The 14,380-nt window shown below is 46.6% G+C and carries 14 protein-coding genes; 1 reads left to right on the forward strand and 13 read right to left on the reverse strand.

The features are described from left to right. Nucleotides 1-94 precede the first annotated feature (94 nt). The 9 genes from ACFPYJ_RS10200 to ACFPYJ_RS10240 all read right to left on the reverse strand — a co-directional run bounded on the left by ACFPYJ_RS10200 (nt 95) and on the right by ACFPYJ_RS10240 (nt 10,300). Nucleotides 95-1,000: a hypothetical protein gene (locus ACFPYJ_RS10200; protein WP_379188023.1), complete on the reverse strand. Its 906-nt coding sequence runs from the start codon at nt 998-1,000 to the stop codon at nt 95-97. Nucleotides 1,001-1,532: 532 nt separating this feature from the next. Further along, nucleotides 1,533-2,414, reverse strand: coding sequence for an aminoglycoside 6-adenylyltransferase (locus ACFPYJ_RS10205; RefSeq protein ID WP_379188024.1), 882 nt, complete (start codon nt 2,412-2,414; stop codon nt 1,533-1,535). A 99-nt stretch (nt 2,415-2,513) separates the two neighbouring features. Then, complete coding sequence (locus ACFPYJ_RS10210) at nt 2,514-2,702, reverse strand: hypothetical protein (RefSeq protein WP_379188026.1); 189 nt, start codon at nt 2,700-2,702, stop codon at nt 2,514-2,516. Nucleotides 2,703-2,896: 194 nt separating this feature from the next. Beyond that, complete coding sequence (locus tag ACFPYJ_RS10215) at nt 2,897-3,301, reverse strand: VOC family protein (RefSeq protein ID WP_379188027.1); 405 nt, start codon at nt 3,299-3,301, stop codon at nt 2,897-2,899. A 59-nt stretch (nt 3,302-3,360) separates the two neighbouring features. Beyond that, the gene (locus tag ACFPYJ_RS10220) at nt 3,361-4,626 is read right to left on the reverse strand and encodes an FAD-binding protein (RefSeq protein ID WP_379188028.1); all 1,266 of its coding nucleotides are present in this window, start codon (nt 4,624-4,626) and stop codon (nt 3,361-3,363) included. Between the two features lie 192 nt (nt 4,627-4,818). After that, nucleotides 4,819-5,832, reverse strand: a complete 1,014-nt coding sequence (locus ACFPYJ_RS10225; protein WP_379188029.1) for a phosphotransferase — start codon at nt 5,830-5,832, stop codon at nt 4,819-4,821. Between the two features lie 67 nt (nt 5,833-5,899). Further along, nucleotides 5,900-6,835 carry a hypothetical protein gene (locus ACFPYJ_RS10230; protein WP_379188031.1) on the reverse strand — a complete coding sequence of 312 codons (936 nt, stop codon included), beginning with the start codon at nt 6,833-6,835 and terminating at the stop codon, nt 5,900-5,902. Nucleotides 6,836-6,884: 49 nt separating this feature from the next. Next, complete coding sequence (locus tag ACFPYJ_RS10235; RefSeq protein ID WP_379188032.1) at nt 6,885-7,961, reverse strand: phosphotransferase enzyme family protein; 1,077 nt, start codon at nt 7,959-7,961, stop codon at nt 6,885-6,887. 152 nt (nt 7,962-8,113) lie between these two features. Further along, complete coding sequence (locus tag ACFPYJ_RS10240) at nt 8,114-10,300, reverse strand: hypothetical protein (RefSeq protein ID WP_379188033.1); 2,187 nt, start codon at nt 10,298-10,300, stop codon at nt 8,114-8,116. Between the two features lie 268 nt (nt 10,301-10,568). On the opposite strand from ACFPYJ_RS10240, the gene ACFPYJ_RS10245 reads away from it, so the two are divergent. Beyond that, a complete protein-coding gene (locus tag ACFPYJ_RS10245) occupies nt 10,569-11,165 on the forward strand; it encodes a CGNR zinc finger domain-containing protein (RefSeq protein ID WP_379188034.1) in 597 nt (198 codons plus the stop codon). A 127-nt stretch (nt 11,166-11,292) separates the two neighbouring features. On the opposite strand, the gene ACFPYJ_RS10250 is transcribed toward ACFPYJ_RS10245, so the two are convergent. The 4 genes from ACFPYJ_RS10250 to ACFPYJ_RS10265 all read right to left on the reverse strand — a co-directional run bounded on the left by ACFPYJ_RS10250 (nt 11,293) and on the right by ACFPYJ_RS10265 (nt 14,380). After that, on the reverse strand, nt 11,293-11,739 hold the full coding sequence (locus ACFPYJ_RS10250; RefSeq protein WP_379188035.1) for a P-loop NTPase family protein: 447 nt from the start codon (nt 11,737-11,739) through the stop codon (nt 11,293-11,295). Between the two features lie 12 nt (nt 11,740-11,751). Then, nucleotides 11,752-11,988 carry a hypothetical protein gene (locus ACFPYJ_RS10255; RefSeq protein ID WP_379188036.1) on the reverse strand — a complete coding sequence of 79 codons (237 nt, stop codon included), beginning with the start codon at nt 11,986-11,988 and terminating at the stop codon, nt 11,752-11,754. A 661-nt stretch (nt 11,989-12,649) separates the two neighbouring features. Beyond that, nucleotides 12,650-13,483, reverse strand: a complete 834-nt coding sequence (locus tag ACFPYJ_RS10260) for a carbohydrate ABC transporter permease (RefSeq protein WP_379188037.1) — start codon at nt 13,481-13,483, stop codon at nt 12,650-12,652. Between the two features lie 33 nt (nt 13,484-13,516). Next, nucleotides 13,517-14,380, reverse strand: a complete 864-nt coding sequence (locus tag ACFPYJ_RS10265; protein ID WP_379188079.1) for a carbohydrate ABC transporter permease — start codon at nt 14,378-14,380, stop codon at nt 13,517-13,519.

The raw sequence follows: 14,380 nt of genomic DNA on the forward strand, positions 1-14,380 counted from the left end.
TTTATAAATAGGCACGCGATTGTTTGAACAGCTCCGCCATTGAACTTCCCGGTGGAGCTGTTTCCATTTATTTAAAAGGCAGAGCTCTCTTCCTTTACCTGGAAATTCTCGAAGCAGATCCCTTTTTCACAAAAAGCGTACCGGCCGCTTTTTGCAATACCAGAAGCCCTGTTGCTAATGAAATAATGAAGCAGCCATAGACGAGAATCGACATGGCGGACCACTCGAAAATGGAATGGCCGAGGTACGTTTGCCAGCCGATCGCAAGTAATCCCAGCAAGTAGAAGATACCAGCAATATGGATCGATCTGCTGCGGGCCCTAGTCGTAAGCGATGTGCGTTCAGTCAACCATGCAATCACCGGCATGGCTTGAAGAGCGTGGAACCCGAGGCCATGAAGCCATATAATGTTGCCATGCAGGCCGACGATCCGGCCTTGGTTGACAGAAATCCAAATACCAGCTGCAAACGAGAATAAGACTGCGATCATCGCATAACGGATGCCCCGCACCAGCTCCGGACGGAGCATATGAACGTTCCGGCGGAAATATTGAATGGCCAAGAATAGATAACTGAGAATTAACAGCAGCGCGACAAAAGCAAAAATGAATCCGACTGAGACATCAAAGGGTGTGCCGTCCTTCACGAATCTTGGATTGACTCCGCGAAAATTTTGCACGGTTTCAGCAAAATAAGAATAAAGGGCAAGCAAGATGTACGACCATCGGAAGAAAGCTCTGCCTTTCGCGCCCAAATCTGAAAACGAAGTGATCGCCGCCGTCGACAGCAGAAATATTCCCAGTGCAGCATTAAAGGATAACGCATGTGAAACATTTCCATCCGGAGCAACAGGACCTCCATACATCAATACCCAGACTGCACACACACCTGCAAGCAGAACGCCAAGCAGCCCGGTAAACACCAACCATTTCTCCCCTTCGAAAAACTTGACTGCCGACTTGTTTTGCTCCACGGCACTCCTAATTGTCGCCTCTTTCATCTTATATTCACTCCTTAATCGATCATCTTTCATATTTCTAATTGTATAGTGTGGAAAAATTTTGTAGAACTTACTTAAGCCCAGTCGTTCCCTAGTCTTAAGTCGATAAAATTCCTGGACCAACAAGGCTTGCTGCAGCTCAGTTTGCTGTACTTCTCAAACACAAAAAAGAGCCTGCCACCCATTTTCCGTGGCAAACTCTTTCGATGTACTGAATCTAATAGGCAGACTTACCGACTCCACCTTTTCCGATATTGGTGAGGGGTTGCCCCCATATTGGATTTGAAAAACGAGCAAAAGTAAGAGCAGTTGTTCAAAAATCGCGATCGAACGTTCAAACGAGCCGTTATTCGAGTAATCAAGCTGAAGGTGATGAAGCTTTGTTCGATCAACGCAGCTATTTCAATTCGAGTATGATCTTGACCGGAATTGGAGTATGACAAATGAGCGCTTGCTTCTCAATATAGGCAACACAGTATGACTTAGAACTGCTCATCATTACTGACTGGCTTTTGTTTATTCCACTCGTAAGTTAAGAAATGCATGGTAGTTCAGCAGCTCCTGGTTCTAAATTCTGTACATGTTTTAAATATGCTGTGACGCTCTTGTCCTCTTCGAGAGAATATTCGTAATTCGATCGTTCCGCAACATCCAGCGCGGTACTGCGGAACAATTCCCCCATGCCAAACAAGGCGGCCCACACCCCTTCGTAAGTTCCGTCGGAGTAGGTGGACATGAGCTTTTGCCAGTTTTGCACGGTCATATATCTTTCCAAATACTTACCGTTTTTTCCGATACTGACTGAAAAATTCGTCTCAAGTCCAACCTTCCACTCGAGCATCTTCATCAGCATGGGCCTAACAATAAGATGCAGGTGCTCTTGCGCAAATAGAATTTCCTTTCTCCACAAGCCTTTTGCCACATACGTAGATACCATCCAAAACTCATTGCAGCAATCCGCAAAATAATCAGCCGTTGGACGCTTGACCCAATAATCCTCGTCAGTAGGAGGAGACAGTTCGGGGAAGACGCCATCCTTATCCAATAAAACCATCATCAGTTTGTCTTCTTTGCAATATTCCTCTGCCTCATCCAGCGGGATCAATGTCAGATCCACCTTATTGCCATCTGTAAACAGCATCAGATATGAAAACCGTCTTCCTAATTCGGAAGGAAACATGGACATATCCTCGGGTGTCTGCAAAATAATCCTCTGTCCAAACCTGTCTATCCAAGATGGGTTGTTGATAAAGGAATCCATTTCCACGACATGGAAACTGATGTCGAAGTCTTGAAATAAATCCCTGGGCGCATTTGGATTTGTTCTTGAACCTTCCAGGGTTACGGCACGAATTTGCTCACTGCTCATAGCGTAATGTAGAAATAAATCCAACATTTCTTGTTCGCTTCTCATCCCCGTTCAGCCTCCTATAATGAACTTCAATGTTTCTTGATACCTGCTCATAAACTGAGAAAGGCGCAGCGCCACACGTCATATCGCCCCACCCACCATTCATTTTCCTTTGGGCTCCATCTGCTTTTTCTCCCATACCACAATGAATAAAGCTGCTAAGGGGCCGATGAACAAAGAAATAAAAAACCAGTTGAGTCCGCTCCTGTTTTTACTTTGAGCAAGTCCCGCGTTTATGAGTGCCAATGTTCCCCATCCAATTGCATATCCGTTATCCTGGATAATCCTCACCTTCTTGCTTTCATTAGAATTTTTGATTACTCTTAGGCGCAATAGAAGCGTATTCGTTGCATGACAGCCAGTTAACAATAGCGAAGGCTGCCGGCACGAAGCTGCCGGCAGCCTTCCTTAGTATTTAGGGTACAGCGTGCTGCTAGTGATTGTCTCCCAAGCTATGCAATCGACTTGCTTGTGTTGTCCCATCGCTATTTTGCCAAGTTTAATTGCCATGAAACACCATATTTATCTTGAACCCACCCGAATCTTTCACTAAAAGGATAGGATGATAAAGGCATAAGAACAGAGCCGTCTTGGGATAGGCTCTCATAAACACGAACGATCTCCTCTTCGGTATCACATGCGACATATATGGAAATCGCAGGGGTAAACGTAAAGCTATGTTTAACGTAACTGTCTATACACATAAATACCTGTCCGTTTAGTGAAAATGCAGCCTTCAGCACGGATCCTTCAGCACCGGCCTCATTTGCTCCATACCGCTGAATGCTAATAATTTCTGACGAATGAAATAAAGACGTATACCAATTCATTGCTTCTTCAGCCTTGCCTTCGAACATTAAAAACGTGGTGAATTTTTGATTATGCTCCATAGTAATCCTCCTCGTCAAATGAACTATCCCTCACCTATGGCTGTGTTGCCTGGTATGGATTAGTTCTCCATAATATAAGTTTTCAAGAAGTCATTGCGGAATTTTCCTTGAGGGTCACATCGAAGGAGCAGTTGTCGAAAGTCGGGCAGCTTCTCGTAAAGCGATTGCAGCCGGGCGGGCGGCATAGTAAACAGCTTGGCCCAGTGCGGACGGGCCTCGAAGGGCGCCAGCTGCTCTTCGATGATCGGCAGCACTTGCGAAACGGCCTCCCAATTCGGTTTCCACGTAAAGTGAACCGCAACCGACTCCTGCTTGTAACACGGGCTCATCCACAGATTGTCTGCTGCAATTGTGCGAACCTCAGAAACATAAAGTAGAGGCGATATAGCGTCCCGAAGCCGGTCAATGGCACACAATGCACCATATGCATGTTCGCGCGGAACGAAATACTCGCTTTGGAGCTCCTCTCCGGCGCTTGGGGTGAAATCCATGCGAAAATGCGGCATCCGTTCGTACCATGGCCCAGGGATGCCCATCTGTTCACTGCAATTCTCCGCGGTGTAACCTGGCACCGGATGCCGATGCGCGGTTGCGCGTTTTGCTCCGAAAAATTCTGTTTTCACTTCAGCAGTGTCTTGATCCGTTATTCTCCGCTTTTGCCACACTTGATTGAACACAGCTTCCTTCCAGTCTGTGAATAGGCTGACACTATAGCCGCTAGAGAAAATATCTTCAAAATGCTCTCTCAGATGCACCAGAGGCAAGTTGTCATATACATGCTGATGCATCTGAAAGGCTGGGATCACATCCAGGGTGATTTTCGTGACCACGCCCAATCCTCCAAGTCCAACCACCGCTCCGGCGAAGTCCCCGTCTTGTTGTTCACGTGAGAACACGACCGTATCCCCATCCGCTTTGACGATCTCCAGAGAATGAACTGCTGTAGCCAGATTGCCGTTCCGATCACCGGATCCATGCGTTGCCGTTGCGCATGCACCTGCAACGGTAATGTGCGGAAGCGACGCCAAATTGTGCAGCGCATAGCCGTTTTCGTGAAGATATCGGCACAGCTCCCCATAGCTGATTCCGGCTTCGACAGTTACTTTATTGTGCGTACGGTCTAATGCTATCACCCGGTTAAGCTTTTGCATGGAGAGAAGGCTTCCGGTAGAATCAGCGATTCCATTAAACGAGTGGCGCGTACCAAGCACCTTTATTAGACTGCTGCGAGCCACCAATTCTTGTACTTGTTCCACGCTTTCGGGAACATGGAGCTCCGAAGCGCTATACCTGTAATTACCTGCCCAGTTTCGATTATTTTCCACGTCTATACACTCCTTCAGGAATAATCCGGATATACTTTATGTTGGAGAATGGCTGGCAGAGGAATTTCCAACCCTATCAATCTCAATCAATGAAACAAGGTCCAATGTCTTCTTATTCTGTATGCTTAAAGCGATCCCTTCTTTTCACATTTTGGCATTTCTTTACTAGAGAAGGATCTCGTTCTTTATTCGTTATGTCTCATTATCCAGCCATATTTCTAATTCGGAAATCATATCTGCATAGCGTCTAATGGCGTTTATGGTTGCTTTAACTTGAGCAGTCCCCATCTGCTGCTCTTCTTCGTCTGTACATTCAATCCATAACGACCGTTTTAAACTATATTCCAGCCAATCTAACTTGCCTCTAAAACCACTTGCTAAAACCATTCTCCAATTGGCTTGCAGTGCTCCGGATCTCTTTTTATAGCCGCCTATAAAAGCCATGAATCTTTCTTTGTCCATGTTTCCTATTTCATTTTCAGACCAGTAAATAGCTGTTTCGGTCAAGTCTTGCATCGGATTTATATAACCGGCTGACTCCCAATCAATAAGAATGGGATTGTATTGGTTCCACATCACATTTTTAGGATCTAAATCCCCATGACTAATAACCCTATCTGATGCAAGCTGTTTTGAGGATTTATTCGCCTGAGCATTCCAATCGTAAAGATGATCAATAATTTCAAGCAGCAGGTTCACCCACACAGCCTTATTTTCTTTCCCTTTTTGCAAATAGTAATTCCAATCTGTTGGCTCTCCATAATCTGACCTATCATTACTTAAGCCTAACTCGGAAAAATCCGTCCTATGTAAATCCGCGAGAATTGCACCTATTTTTTCACAATGGATGCTATCGATTTCATCAGGTTTCAGACTTTTACCCTCCACCCAATCGAATACAAGATAGAATTGATTATCTGCTTCTTGTATGGTAACGCCATTCATTTGTTTAGCTGGAAGAGCAGGTATATGACGTGCTGCTATTGCGGCAATTCGTTCTGACTTGATAAAATTCTGCATTGCCGCGGGTCTAAGCATGATTTGAGGATTTAATGCTTTAATTGCATATTTCCCTTGCGTGGTTTGAACAGCATACATTCTATGCAAAAGCCCGCCCGATACCGGTTCAGGCACACCGACAATCTCATTAAGCTGCAGCATATGACACCATTTTTCGAATTGTAAATTGTACTGTTGATCACTCAATTTGTGTATCCCCTTTGACAACCCGCAATACCCGACTCCGAGGTTATTATAATCCCTTTGTTGGAATTTATAAAATAAGCCGATCCAGACCAATCGCGCTTATTAATAGCCGCTCTTTCCTGCTGCCTAACATTTGCTGCGTCCAATCTACAAAACCACCATCGCCAATGTGAAGCTCCTGTCCATCTATAACCGTCTTTACGGTGAATTGCAGGCCTTTGTAGTACTGGTTTCCCTTGTTTGGCTCACCTGTACTTACCTGCACATTCATTGACAGTTCATCCCCGTGTTTCATGATCCTTGAAACCAGCCCGGCAGCGTCTTTGTAACCGTCACGCGCACTGAAGATGATCTCGATTTCAGATCCGAACAGGGTTTTGAAGATATGCCGGTAAACTTGTATATGCTCCCAAAATGATTGTTTTTCAAAGCTGTAGGACCCTTGGTCAACGCCAGAAGTCACCATACAGAACAAGTGGAAATGCGGCAGCATCCCTGGGGCATCTCCAAAGAATTGCGCACGGACATGTCTATGGGTCGTACAGAAACGAATGAAATCTTCTCTTTGATTCGGATTGGATTTTATTAATTCACTGATGTGCATTGCTAATAGATTCGTTGCATCCGATACAACTTCCGTGCCTCTGAGGGCCGAGATAACTTTGTTTTGATCGACAGAACCGATCACAGAAGTACAACCCAAAGGTGCTACTGGAGATAATTGAATTGGCGAAAACGAATGGTTGGCTGCAATGTTTAACAGGTCCAATTCCAACTGCTTCAGCAAAAGCACATCGATCCTCGCTGGTTGAACAAAGCGGTTTTCCCGATATCTTTTGAGCAGATCATGGGGAGAGGATGCTTTTGTTTTCTCACTGAACACCTTTAAGAGAAGTGAATTTAAGTCGCTCCCGGATATCCCTTTGACTAAAAGATCAATTAGATCCGCTTTATCAAGTTTTCGCAGGATTCTTTCGAGATCTGCTGTAAGCTGAAGTTCCATTTGTTCACCCTCCTTAATAAAAAGCCCCAAAATACGAGGTGACTGATATCTAGGTGAATGCTGCCTGCCATCTATCCAGTTCGCGAACGATACGCAGCGCCCATTCTACCTCAGCAAGCATGGATGCTGCGTGCCGCAGCGCAGCCTCCTCGTCATCGAGCAAGGCGATCCACCCGCCGATTGACCACAACGGCTGCCTTGCCATCGCGAAAGGAAGGGCTTTGCGCTCTGTGATTGATAAGTGCTCGTCCAAGCCTTCATCGTATGCATCGATAAGACTCCGCAAACTGCCCAACTGCTTATCAGACACGGGTTCGTCAGAACAACCGAAGTAGTACAAGGTCAGAGCAAGATCATCAATACGGGCGCGTTCGCCCATGAAGTCGAAATCGGCGACGAGCAACACGCGACCGCCTAGAAAGAACACGTTGTTATCCCAGTAATCACCGTGCACCACCTGCCGTGGAAGCATCGGGACAAGCTCTCGTTCACCGGCAGAGACCAAATGTGCCAATTCCTCTGCTGCATCTGCAAGCCTCAAATTACCCGATGACGGCCCCCACATTCGTATGCGCTGAGTACCTTGCAATGTCATGCTGAGAGCTGCCTGCGAATCAATGTGATTGGCAAAGAGCGGCTTCCTTCCTTCTGTACTGAAGGATAAATCTCGAAGAATCGTATGAATCCGGCCCAATATGGGAAGACCCACCATCAGGCGCTCCCATGAATCCATTTGGGCATCACTCTCTACATATCTTTCAACCTCGATGAGCCGGCCATCGAACACGATCCACTGCTGCCCGTCCAGTGTCAAGATCACTTCCGATGACGGCACGCCGCGGGTGCTTAGTTCCTGACGGGCGAGCCGGATATCCGCGAGCCTCGCTTCGGTGACATACGGACGGTACACTCGAACAACATAGCGGCTATGGTCATCCGTAACAAGCAGGTTAAGGCTTGATGATCCGCCGAGGTCAATGCTGTCTTCTAAGCGTTGAATGCCATAAGAAAGGTGTACAGCCTCAAACAGCTCTGCTGATGGCCGTGCACGCAAACCACGTAATCCACCGCCTGCATTGTCCGTTTCCGTCTTTTGCATATCTTCTCCGGTTTGCTTATCCGTCAACGTGCTTTCATCTCCTGTGGATGTATTTCGCATAGAACAAGCGGTTCGTAATGAAGCGTTAACAAATAAGAGCAGGCTGAATTACAACCTGCTCTCCAAATGTCACAAATGCTCTATGACCTTGTTCTTTCTAATTTTTTCAGGTAGACATACTACCAATTCAAAATGACTTCGATTCCCTCCGGAACCCCTGGATAACGGACAAGCACCGTTCCCGAGTCCGCGTCGTGAGTAAATGCAGCCGGCACGCCGTCCGCCATTGCTTGGCGCGGTGCACTTGCAACGCGAATTCGAGTGCTCACCGTCATATCGGCTGGTGATTCCGATACGAAGGAGAAGCGTTTTCCCTCCAGCTGTTCATCCCGGATCCGTGATGAACTGACCAGAATAGACGGAAGTTCATCCTCACTATGGGCGAAGCTCAAATCATACAGCAGGCAGTCCTCTCCCGGCTGCAGTTCGACTCTGCGCAGCACGGGAAGATCAGCTTCGAAGAGATCGATAAAAGCGCCTTCAAGAACGGAATCGCTCGGAGAATTCGTCTCGTCCAGCACATGGGCGATCAAATACGGGCCGCGTTTGATTTGCAGTAATCCATTTTCTTTGTATTCATTCTCTTCCCCGCGGATAGCCAGCGCCCGGCGGACAGTATCGCACACCTGATTTGCCCCTTCGGACGAGCGCGATAGCTTCGCGGGATTAACCCGGTGGAATAGTACCGCACCGCTGCCGACCTTGTGCTCGCCCTCCTGAGGATTGCGCTCCAGTCCCATCGATTCGAACAGATGCTCTTCGGGCCGTTCGTATGATCGCCGGGCGTTCTCGTTGTTCCACCATTCGCGAACGTTGTGGAACGGGTCCGAGCCATCGCCGACATAGATCAGCACGCCGCCTTCTCTTACCCACTGGCCGATCGTTTGATGGATGCCGGGATGCTCGGGTTTCATAAATTCATAGCTAAGCAGCAGTACCCGGTAATCTTCCAAATATCCTGGGAAGGTTAATATGTTATCAAGCTGCACCGGACGCAGCGGGATGCCGTTCTTCACAAGCGGCAGCGCGAGTCCGTAGAAAGCCGACCAATCCAGCAGCTCCTGCTGCGGGGACGACAGCAGATCGGATGTTGTCGTGCCGTCATATTTGAAGGCGTCGTTATCTTCTTCACCGGGTGCAATCACATCACCCCGCTGATACATGGCTGAGTTCGCCAAGCAGAGGCCTATTCCAGACGTGTAAGCTTCACCCGCATCCGATTCTTCGTGATTGTGCATATCGCGCAGCACGTTCATAACCGTCAGCAGGACAGTCGCATACTCACCTGGAATCGTTTCCTTACCCTTCCCGTCTTCGGTTAAATAGCTGCCTTCGAATACGCGGCGAGGCCATGGACAAACTTCATATTGGCTAACGCCGGGATGAAGCAGCGAAGCCACAACGGTCGAACGGTAATTTTTCCGGTAATCGCTCCAGCTGTAACGGGGATTATCTTCAATAGGATCGTGAAGAAACCACATCTCTCTCCCGGTGCCGCGCGTTAACTCCTGCATAATGCCATATTCAAGGAAAGCCGTCTCAAAGGTCCGCTCACGGCGAATGCCCTGGTATACATTCGGCGTACGCGCGGTACCCGTCCAAATTTGGGCGATGAATCCGTCGCATGACGGCATGGATACGAGGAGCGCCTCAGGACTGACAATCCGCCACTGGGTATAATTGATCAGGCTGTGGGTCGGCACATAGAAACGCACCGTCCGTCCATAAGTGACGAGCGAGTACTCTTTCATCTGGCTGCAAATTCGGTCGAGCGCCCGGTAATACATCGCTGCCTTCAATTTGGAAGCCCGGTACTGGGCGTCGGGCGAGGAATGGGGAGAAATCCAATCCTCTCCGTAAGCATTCAGCCATTCTCTCTTGAATGCCTCTGAATATCCTCCAGCCGCCCAGAACTCCGGCTCTTCCATATGAATAGCTTCTATGCCGCAGTCAATAGCCTTCTTAATATGCGAGGCCAAATATTCAGCGAACGAAATCGTCGGCACCATGTAGGGCACATCCTTGCCGTGCAGCAGATGTTTGCCGCTGCGTTCGGTCTGAGCCTCATCCCAATGGTCGCGCCCGTCGAAGCGTCCATATAGGTAATCCTGATATTCTCCCCATGAGACACCGGTCATCAGATGAATCGTATAACCGGCACGCTTCCAACCTTCGATTCTCTCCGGCAGATCATTCGAAATTCCGTACACCATAACAAAATCGGTTCGCAAGTCATACTTCTTCCCATAAGGACGCGATTCCTGAAACCCTGTCCATTCGGAATGCGCTTTCACTTTGCGGTTCATTAATAAACCTCCTCAGGCGTTTTCATGAGATACTCGGCATCGTAACATAGACAGACATTTTCGCGAGAAACCGCCAAACAATTTCCATTCTTCATCTTTCCACCATCATTCTACCACTTCCACCATGTGGTTTAAATATTAAATTCATAGAATGGAGTAACCGCAGCGCGAATTTCTTCCCCGGCTCCTCCGATCTGTTATAACTTGTAAACGGCAATTTAGACGGTTAAAATAGAAACAGACGCATGAGGAATGGAGATGACGAATCATGGAGCAGCCCGGTTTTGTTTTTGTAGGCAATCATTTTGCTGCTGACTTTGTAAATACAAGGAAAAATGTTAAGGGCACACGAACGGAGCTTCTGCATACTTGGGATGATCTCATCCAGTGGTTGGAGCAGGCAGGCAAGCTGGATGTCGTTACAGGGCAGAAGAATCAGCTTTCGAAGGGCGAGAAAGAAGACTTGGTTCAGAAGATCCTCTCCATTCGTAATCATATGGAGCAGGCCTTCATCGATATCACACAGGAGAAGTCGATCCCAGAGTCCGTAGTCGCTTACCTGAATCATGAGCTTGCCGGCTACCGGAGTTATTATCAGATCGAAGCTCAAGATACTGTAGTAACAGCCGTTCGGCACTATGAAATCTCGCAGCTGCCTGCATTGTTTTTGGAGGAGGCGGCCCGTTTCTTGACGACCTTCAAACCGGTCAATTTGAAGAAATGCGAAAATCATTCATGCATCCTGTACTTCTACGATACGAGCCGAAATCAACAGCGTCGCTGGTGCAGCATGGACAAATGCGGCAATCGCGTGAAAGTAAATCAGCATTATCACCGTAAGAAAGCGGACAGTCTGGCCGACTAACTCCCCGCCGGCAGCTCGCAGATGCATAATATCCTATTAGATTAAAAAAGGCAGCCGACCGGCTGCCTTTTCCCGTTATTTGAGCTCTTGTTAGTCGTTACAATAACAAGCGTTTTGCTCAAATACTTTAAACAAAGCATCTATCAAACTTGCTGTTATCCTTTAAAATGAATGAGTTAAGGTTATCTTGACGGAGCATGTTTAAAATCATTGGTTTACTTTGTTTTTCAAATCCAGCATTCCATTCAAACATCTTGATAAACATTTTAATAGTTGGAGTATAATTCGCTTGTTCAACCCCCACTTTTTGTAAGAAAAACCTTTTTATGATTCTAATGATTCTTTTCCAATAAGGAGTATCCAAAAAGATAATTAAATCGGCACTTTGGAAACTTTTGAATACCCAATTATGGTGATGTGCACCTTCTATAATCCAACTTTCTGAACAGATGATTTTGTCTAAATACTTATCTCGTTCTTCATCGGTTCTTCTTATATCTCCAGGTTTATGCCTTTTCCACACCACGTTATCTAATTCAAAATAAGGGATATTATACTTGCGGGCAAAAGTCATTTGATCCCACCTTTAATCACAAAGTAAAAAATTATAGCCTAAATTACCATAATCATTTATTCTCTTCTGAAATTTTAATAATTCATCAAAATGATGCTCTAATGAATACATATCAATGGTTAGTTCTTTTATTAAACTGTCTGGATGATGAGTGTTAAAATCTTGAACAATCTCGTCTAAAATTTTATCTCCATTTTCAGAAGCCAAGATGGTATAGAACCCATCTCGAAAATACCATTCGTTAGTCAACTTTACCTTCCTCTCTAATAGCCGTGGTCGTCATGCATTTCAACCATTTGACTAACCAATAGCCCACTATCATTGACGTCAATGAATACGATTTGTTGCGCAAGCCTCTTGAATGATTATTCCCTGGGCAATCATAAGATGAGCCTCCAAAAGATTGGCATATTATTATTTTGCATTCATTCTATCAGACCGGTTTACGTTTTCAAGTAGTAAAGTGTACGGAGCATGAAGCGACGCAGCTGCAGCTGGTTGACAGCCCTCCGTTCTTGAAGGCGGAACAAGCAAGAACGGCTGATCATCTATACTGGATATATACAGCTATTTAGGGCTTTGATAATGAAATAGGAGTGCTAAACTGGATATTTCCACTTAAATCTCCCTAAATTCATCTCCATAAGGCCCTTAGGATTAATTTAACTGTACGGGATCCTGTATAGCTCCACGGATGAGTCCAAATCGCTTTCTATACTGCATGATATACAGTTTAGCCTTTTCCAAGCCCGAGCCGGAGGTTGTGAGGTCAATAAATCGATCAGATAGCTGCCTTAGTATATAAATATAAATGATGTATCTCGGCTGAGATACGAGATCCTCCATCAGATGACATCATGCAAAAAGAGGACCTATTCGGTCCCCTTAAGCTTGAAACAGATTGTTGATCTCAGCCTTTAATCCCCGAGAGTGTAACTCCTTCAATAATATAGCGCTGCCCGATTATGTAGACGATAAGCACGGGAATGAGCGCGATAGCAGCTCCCGCCATCATCAGGGTCCAGTCCGTCGCATACATACCCCGGTAGAGGTTCAGCATCATCGGAACTGTGAATTTGTCCGGACTATTTAGGAAAATCAAGGGATTAAAGAAATTATTCCACATGCCAAGAAAGGTGAATATGCCCAGTGCCGACAGGGCTGGCTTAATCAGCGGCAGCATAATCCGCAAGTAAATCGTCCAGCGGTTGGCTCCGTCCACGATGGCCGCCTCTTCCATTTCCTTGGGAATGCCCTTAAAGAACTGGCGCAGCAGAAACACCCCGAAGGCATTCAGCAAGGCGGACGGTATAATGATCGACAGATGGGAATCCAGCCAGCCGATGTTCTTCATGATCAGATACAGCGGAATAATCGTAACCTGTCCAGGCACCATCATTGTAGCCAGGAACATCAGAAACAGCGGCTCACGCATGGGAAAGCGGATTTTTGCAAACGCATAAGCCGCCATGGAGCAGGTTAACAGCTGCGTCAGAACGACGATAATATTGATATAGAAGCTGTTGAAATACGCCCGGCCAAACGGCAGCGCCGTTAAGGAATCTTTGAAGTTTGACCAGACGAATGGGCTCGGAATCCACTTCGGCGGCACGATGAACACCTGCGATAAATCCTTCAGTGAGCTTAGCAGCATCCAGATGAAAGGGAGCGCCATGATGCAAGCTCCTAGAATCAGCACAAGATGGAGCACCAAGGTGGAAACACGGAAGCCTCTAATCTGCATATATTTGCTCCTCCTTACCGAATCTTTGAGTCTTTAATCCTCGTAATGTACCCAGCGTTTGGATAAACCCATTTGAAACAGTGTCAGTGACAAGATAATCAGAAACAGGATCACCGCAGCCGCCGTGCTTTTGCCGAATGTAAAGTCAACAAAAGCGGTCTCATAGATATGGAACACAATGGTATAGCTGGCCTTGGCCGGCCCTCCGGAGGTCATGACGAAAGACTGGTCAAACACCTGAAAGGAACCGATTATCGACATAATGGTTATAAAGAAGGTGGTCGATGAAATCAATGGAATCGTAATATGGCGAAACTGCTGCCATTTGCTGGCTCCATCAATCTGCGCAGCTTCATAGTAGCTTGCCGATATCCCCTGCAGTCCGGCAAGGAATAACACCATATTGCCGCCAAGCCCCATCCAGATGCTGAGCAGGGCAATGGTAGGCATAACAAAATGGGTATCCGTCAGCCATTTGGGCCCTTCTATTCCGAACCAGGACTTCAAATACGTATTGATCAAACCAAAGTCTGCATTAAACAGCCACATGAATACGACGGCTACTGCGACCGACATCGTAATATTCGGCATGAAATAGATCAGCCGGTAGAGTACCTTCCCCTTTACCCGGTTCAATCCGATTGCAACGATCAGAGCAAGCAGAATGCCAGTAGGCACCGTAAGCAGAGTGTAATACAGCGTATTGACGATGGCGATCCGGAACTCCTCATCCTTGAACTGGGAGATAAAGTTATCCAGTCCGACAAATGACCGTTCCCCGAACCCATCCCATTTCATTAAGCTCAGAACAAAAGCCATTACGAGCGGAATCAAGGAGAAACAGAGCAGTCCGACAAATTGAGGGAAAATGAAGAAATACCCCCAAATGCCATCCAT

The sequence above is a fragment of the Paenibacillus solisilvae genome (genome assembly GCF_042656405.1).
GTDB lineage: Bacteria > Bacillota > Bacilli > Paenibacillales > Paenibacillaceae > Paenibacillus_Z > Paenibacillus_Z solisilvae.

Coding starts and splice junctions, on each gene's coding strand:
- ACFPYJ_RS10250 (WP_379188035.1), bottom strand. CDS start 11,739: ATGACTTTTGCCCGCAAGTATAATATCCCTTATTTTGAATTAGATAAC.
- ACFPYJ_RS10205 (WP_379188024.1), bottom strand. CDS start 2,414: ATGAGAAGCGAACAAGAAATGTTGGATTTATTTCTACATTACGCTATG.
- ACFPYJ_RS10260 (WP_379188037.1), bottom strand. CDS start 13,483: ATGCAGATTAGAGGCTTCCGTGTTTCCACCTTGGTGCTCCATCTTGTG.
- ACFPYJ_RS10265 (WP_379188079.1), bottom strand. CDS start 14,380: ATGGATGGCATTTGGGGGTATTTCTTCATTTTCCCTCAATTTGTCGGA.
- ACFPYJ_RS10200 (WP_379188023.1), bottom strand. CDS start 1,000: ATGAAAGAGGCGACAATTAGGAGTGCCGTGGAGCAAAACAAGTCGGCA.
- ACFPYJ_RS10215 (WP_379188027.1), bottom strand. CDS start 3,301: ATGGAGCATAATCAAAAATTCACCACGTTTTTAATGTTCGAAGGCAAG.
- ACFPYJ_RS10245 (WP_379188034.1), top strand. CDS start 10,569: ATGGAGCAGCCCGGTTTTGTTTTTGTAGGCAATCATTTTGCTGCTGAC.
- ACFPYJ_RS10240 (WP_379188033.1), bottom strand. CDS start 10,300: ATGAACCGCAAAGTGAAAGCGCATTCCGAATGGACAGGGTTTCAGGAA.
- ACFPYJ_RS10230 (WP_379188031.1), bottom strand. CDS start 6,835: ATGGAACTTCAGCTTACAGCAGATCTCGAAAGAATCCTGCGAAAACTT.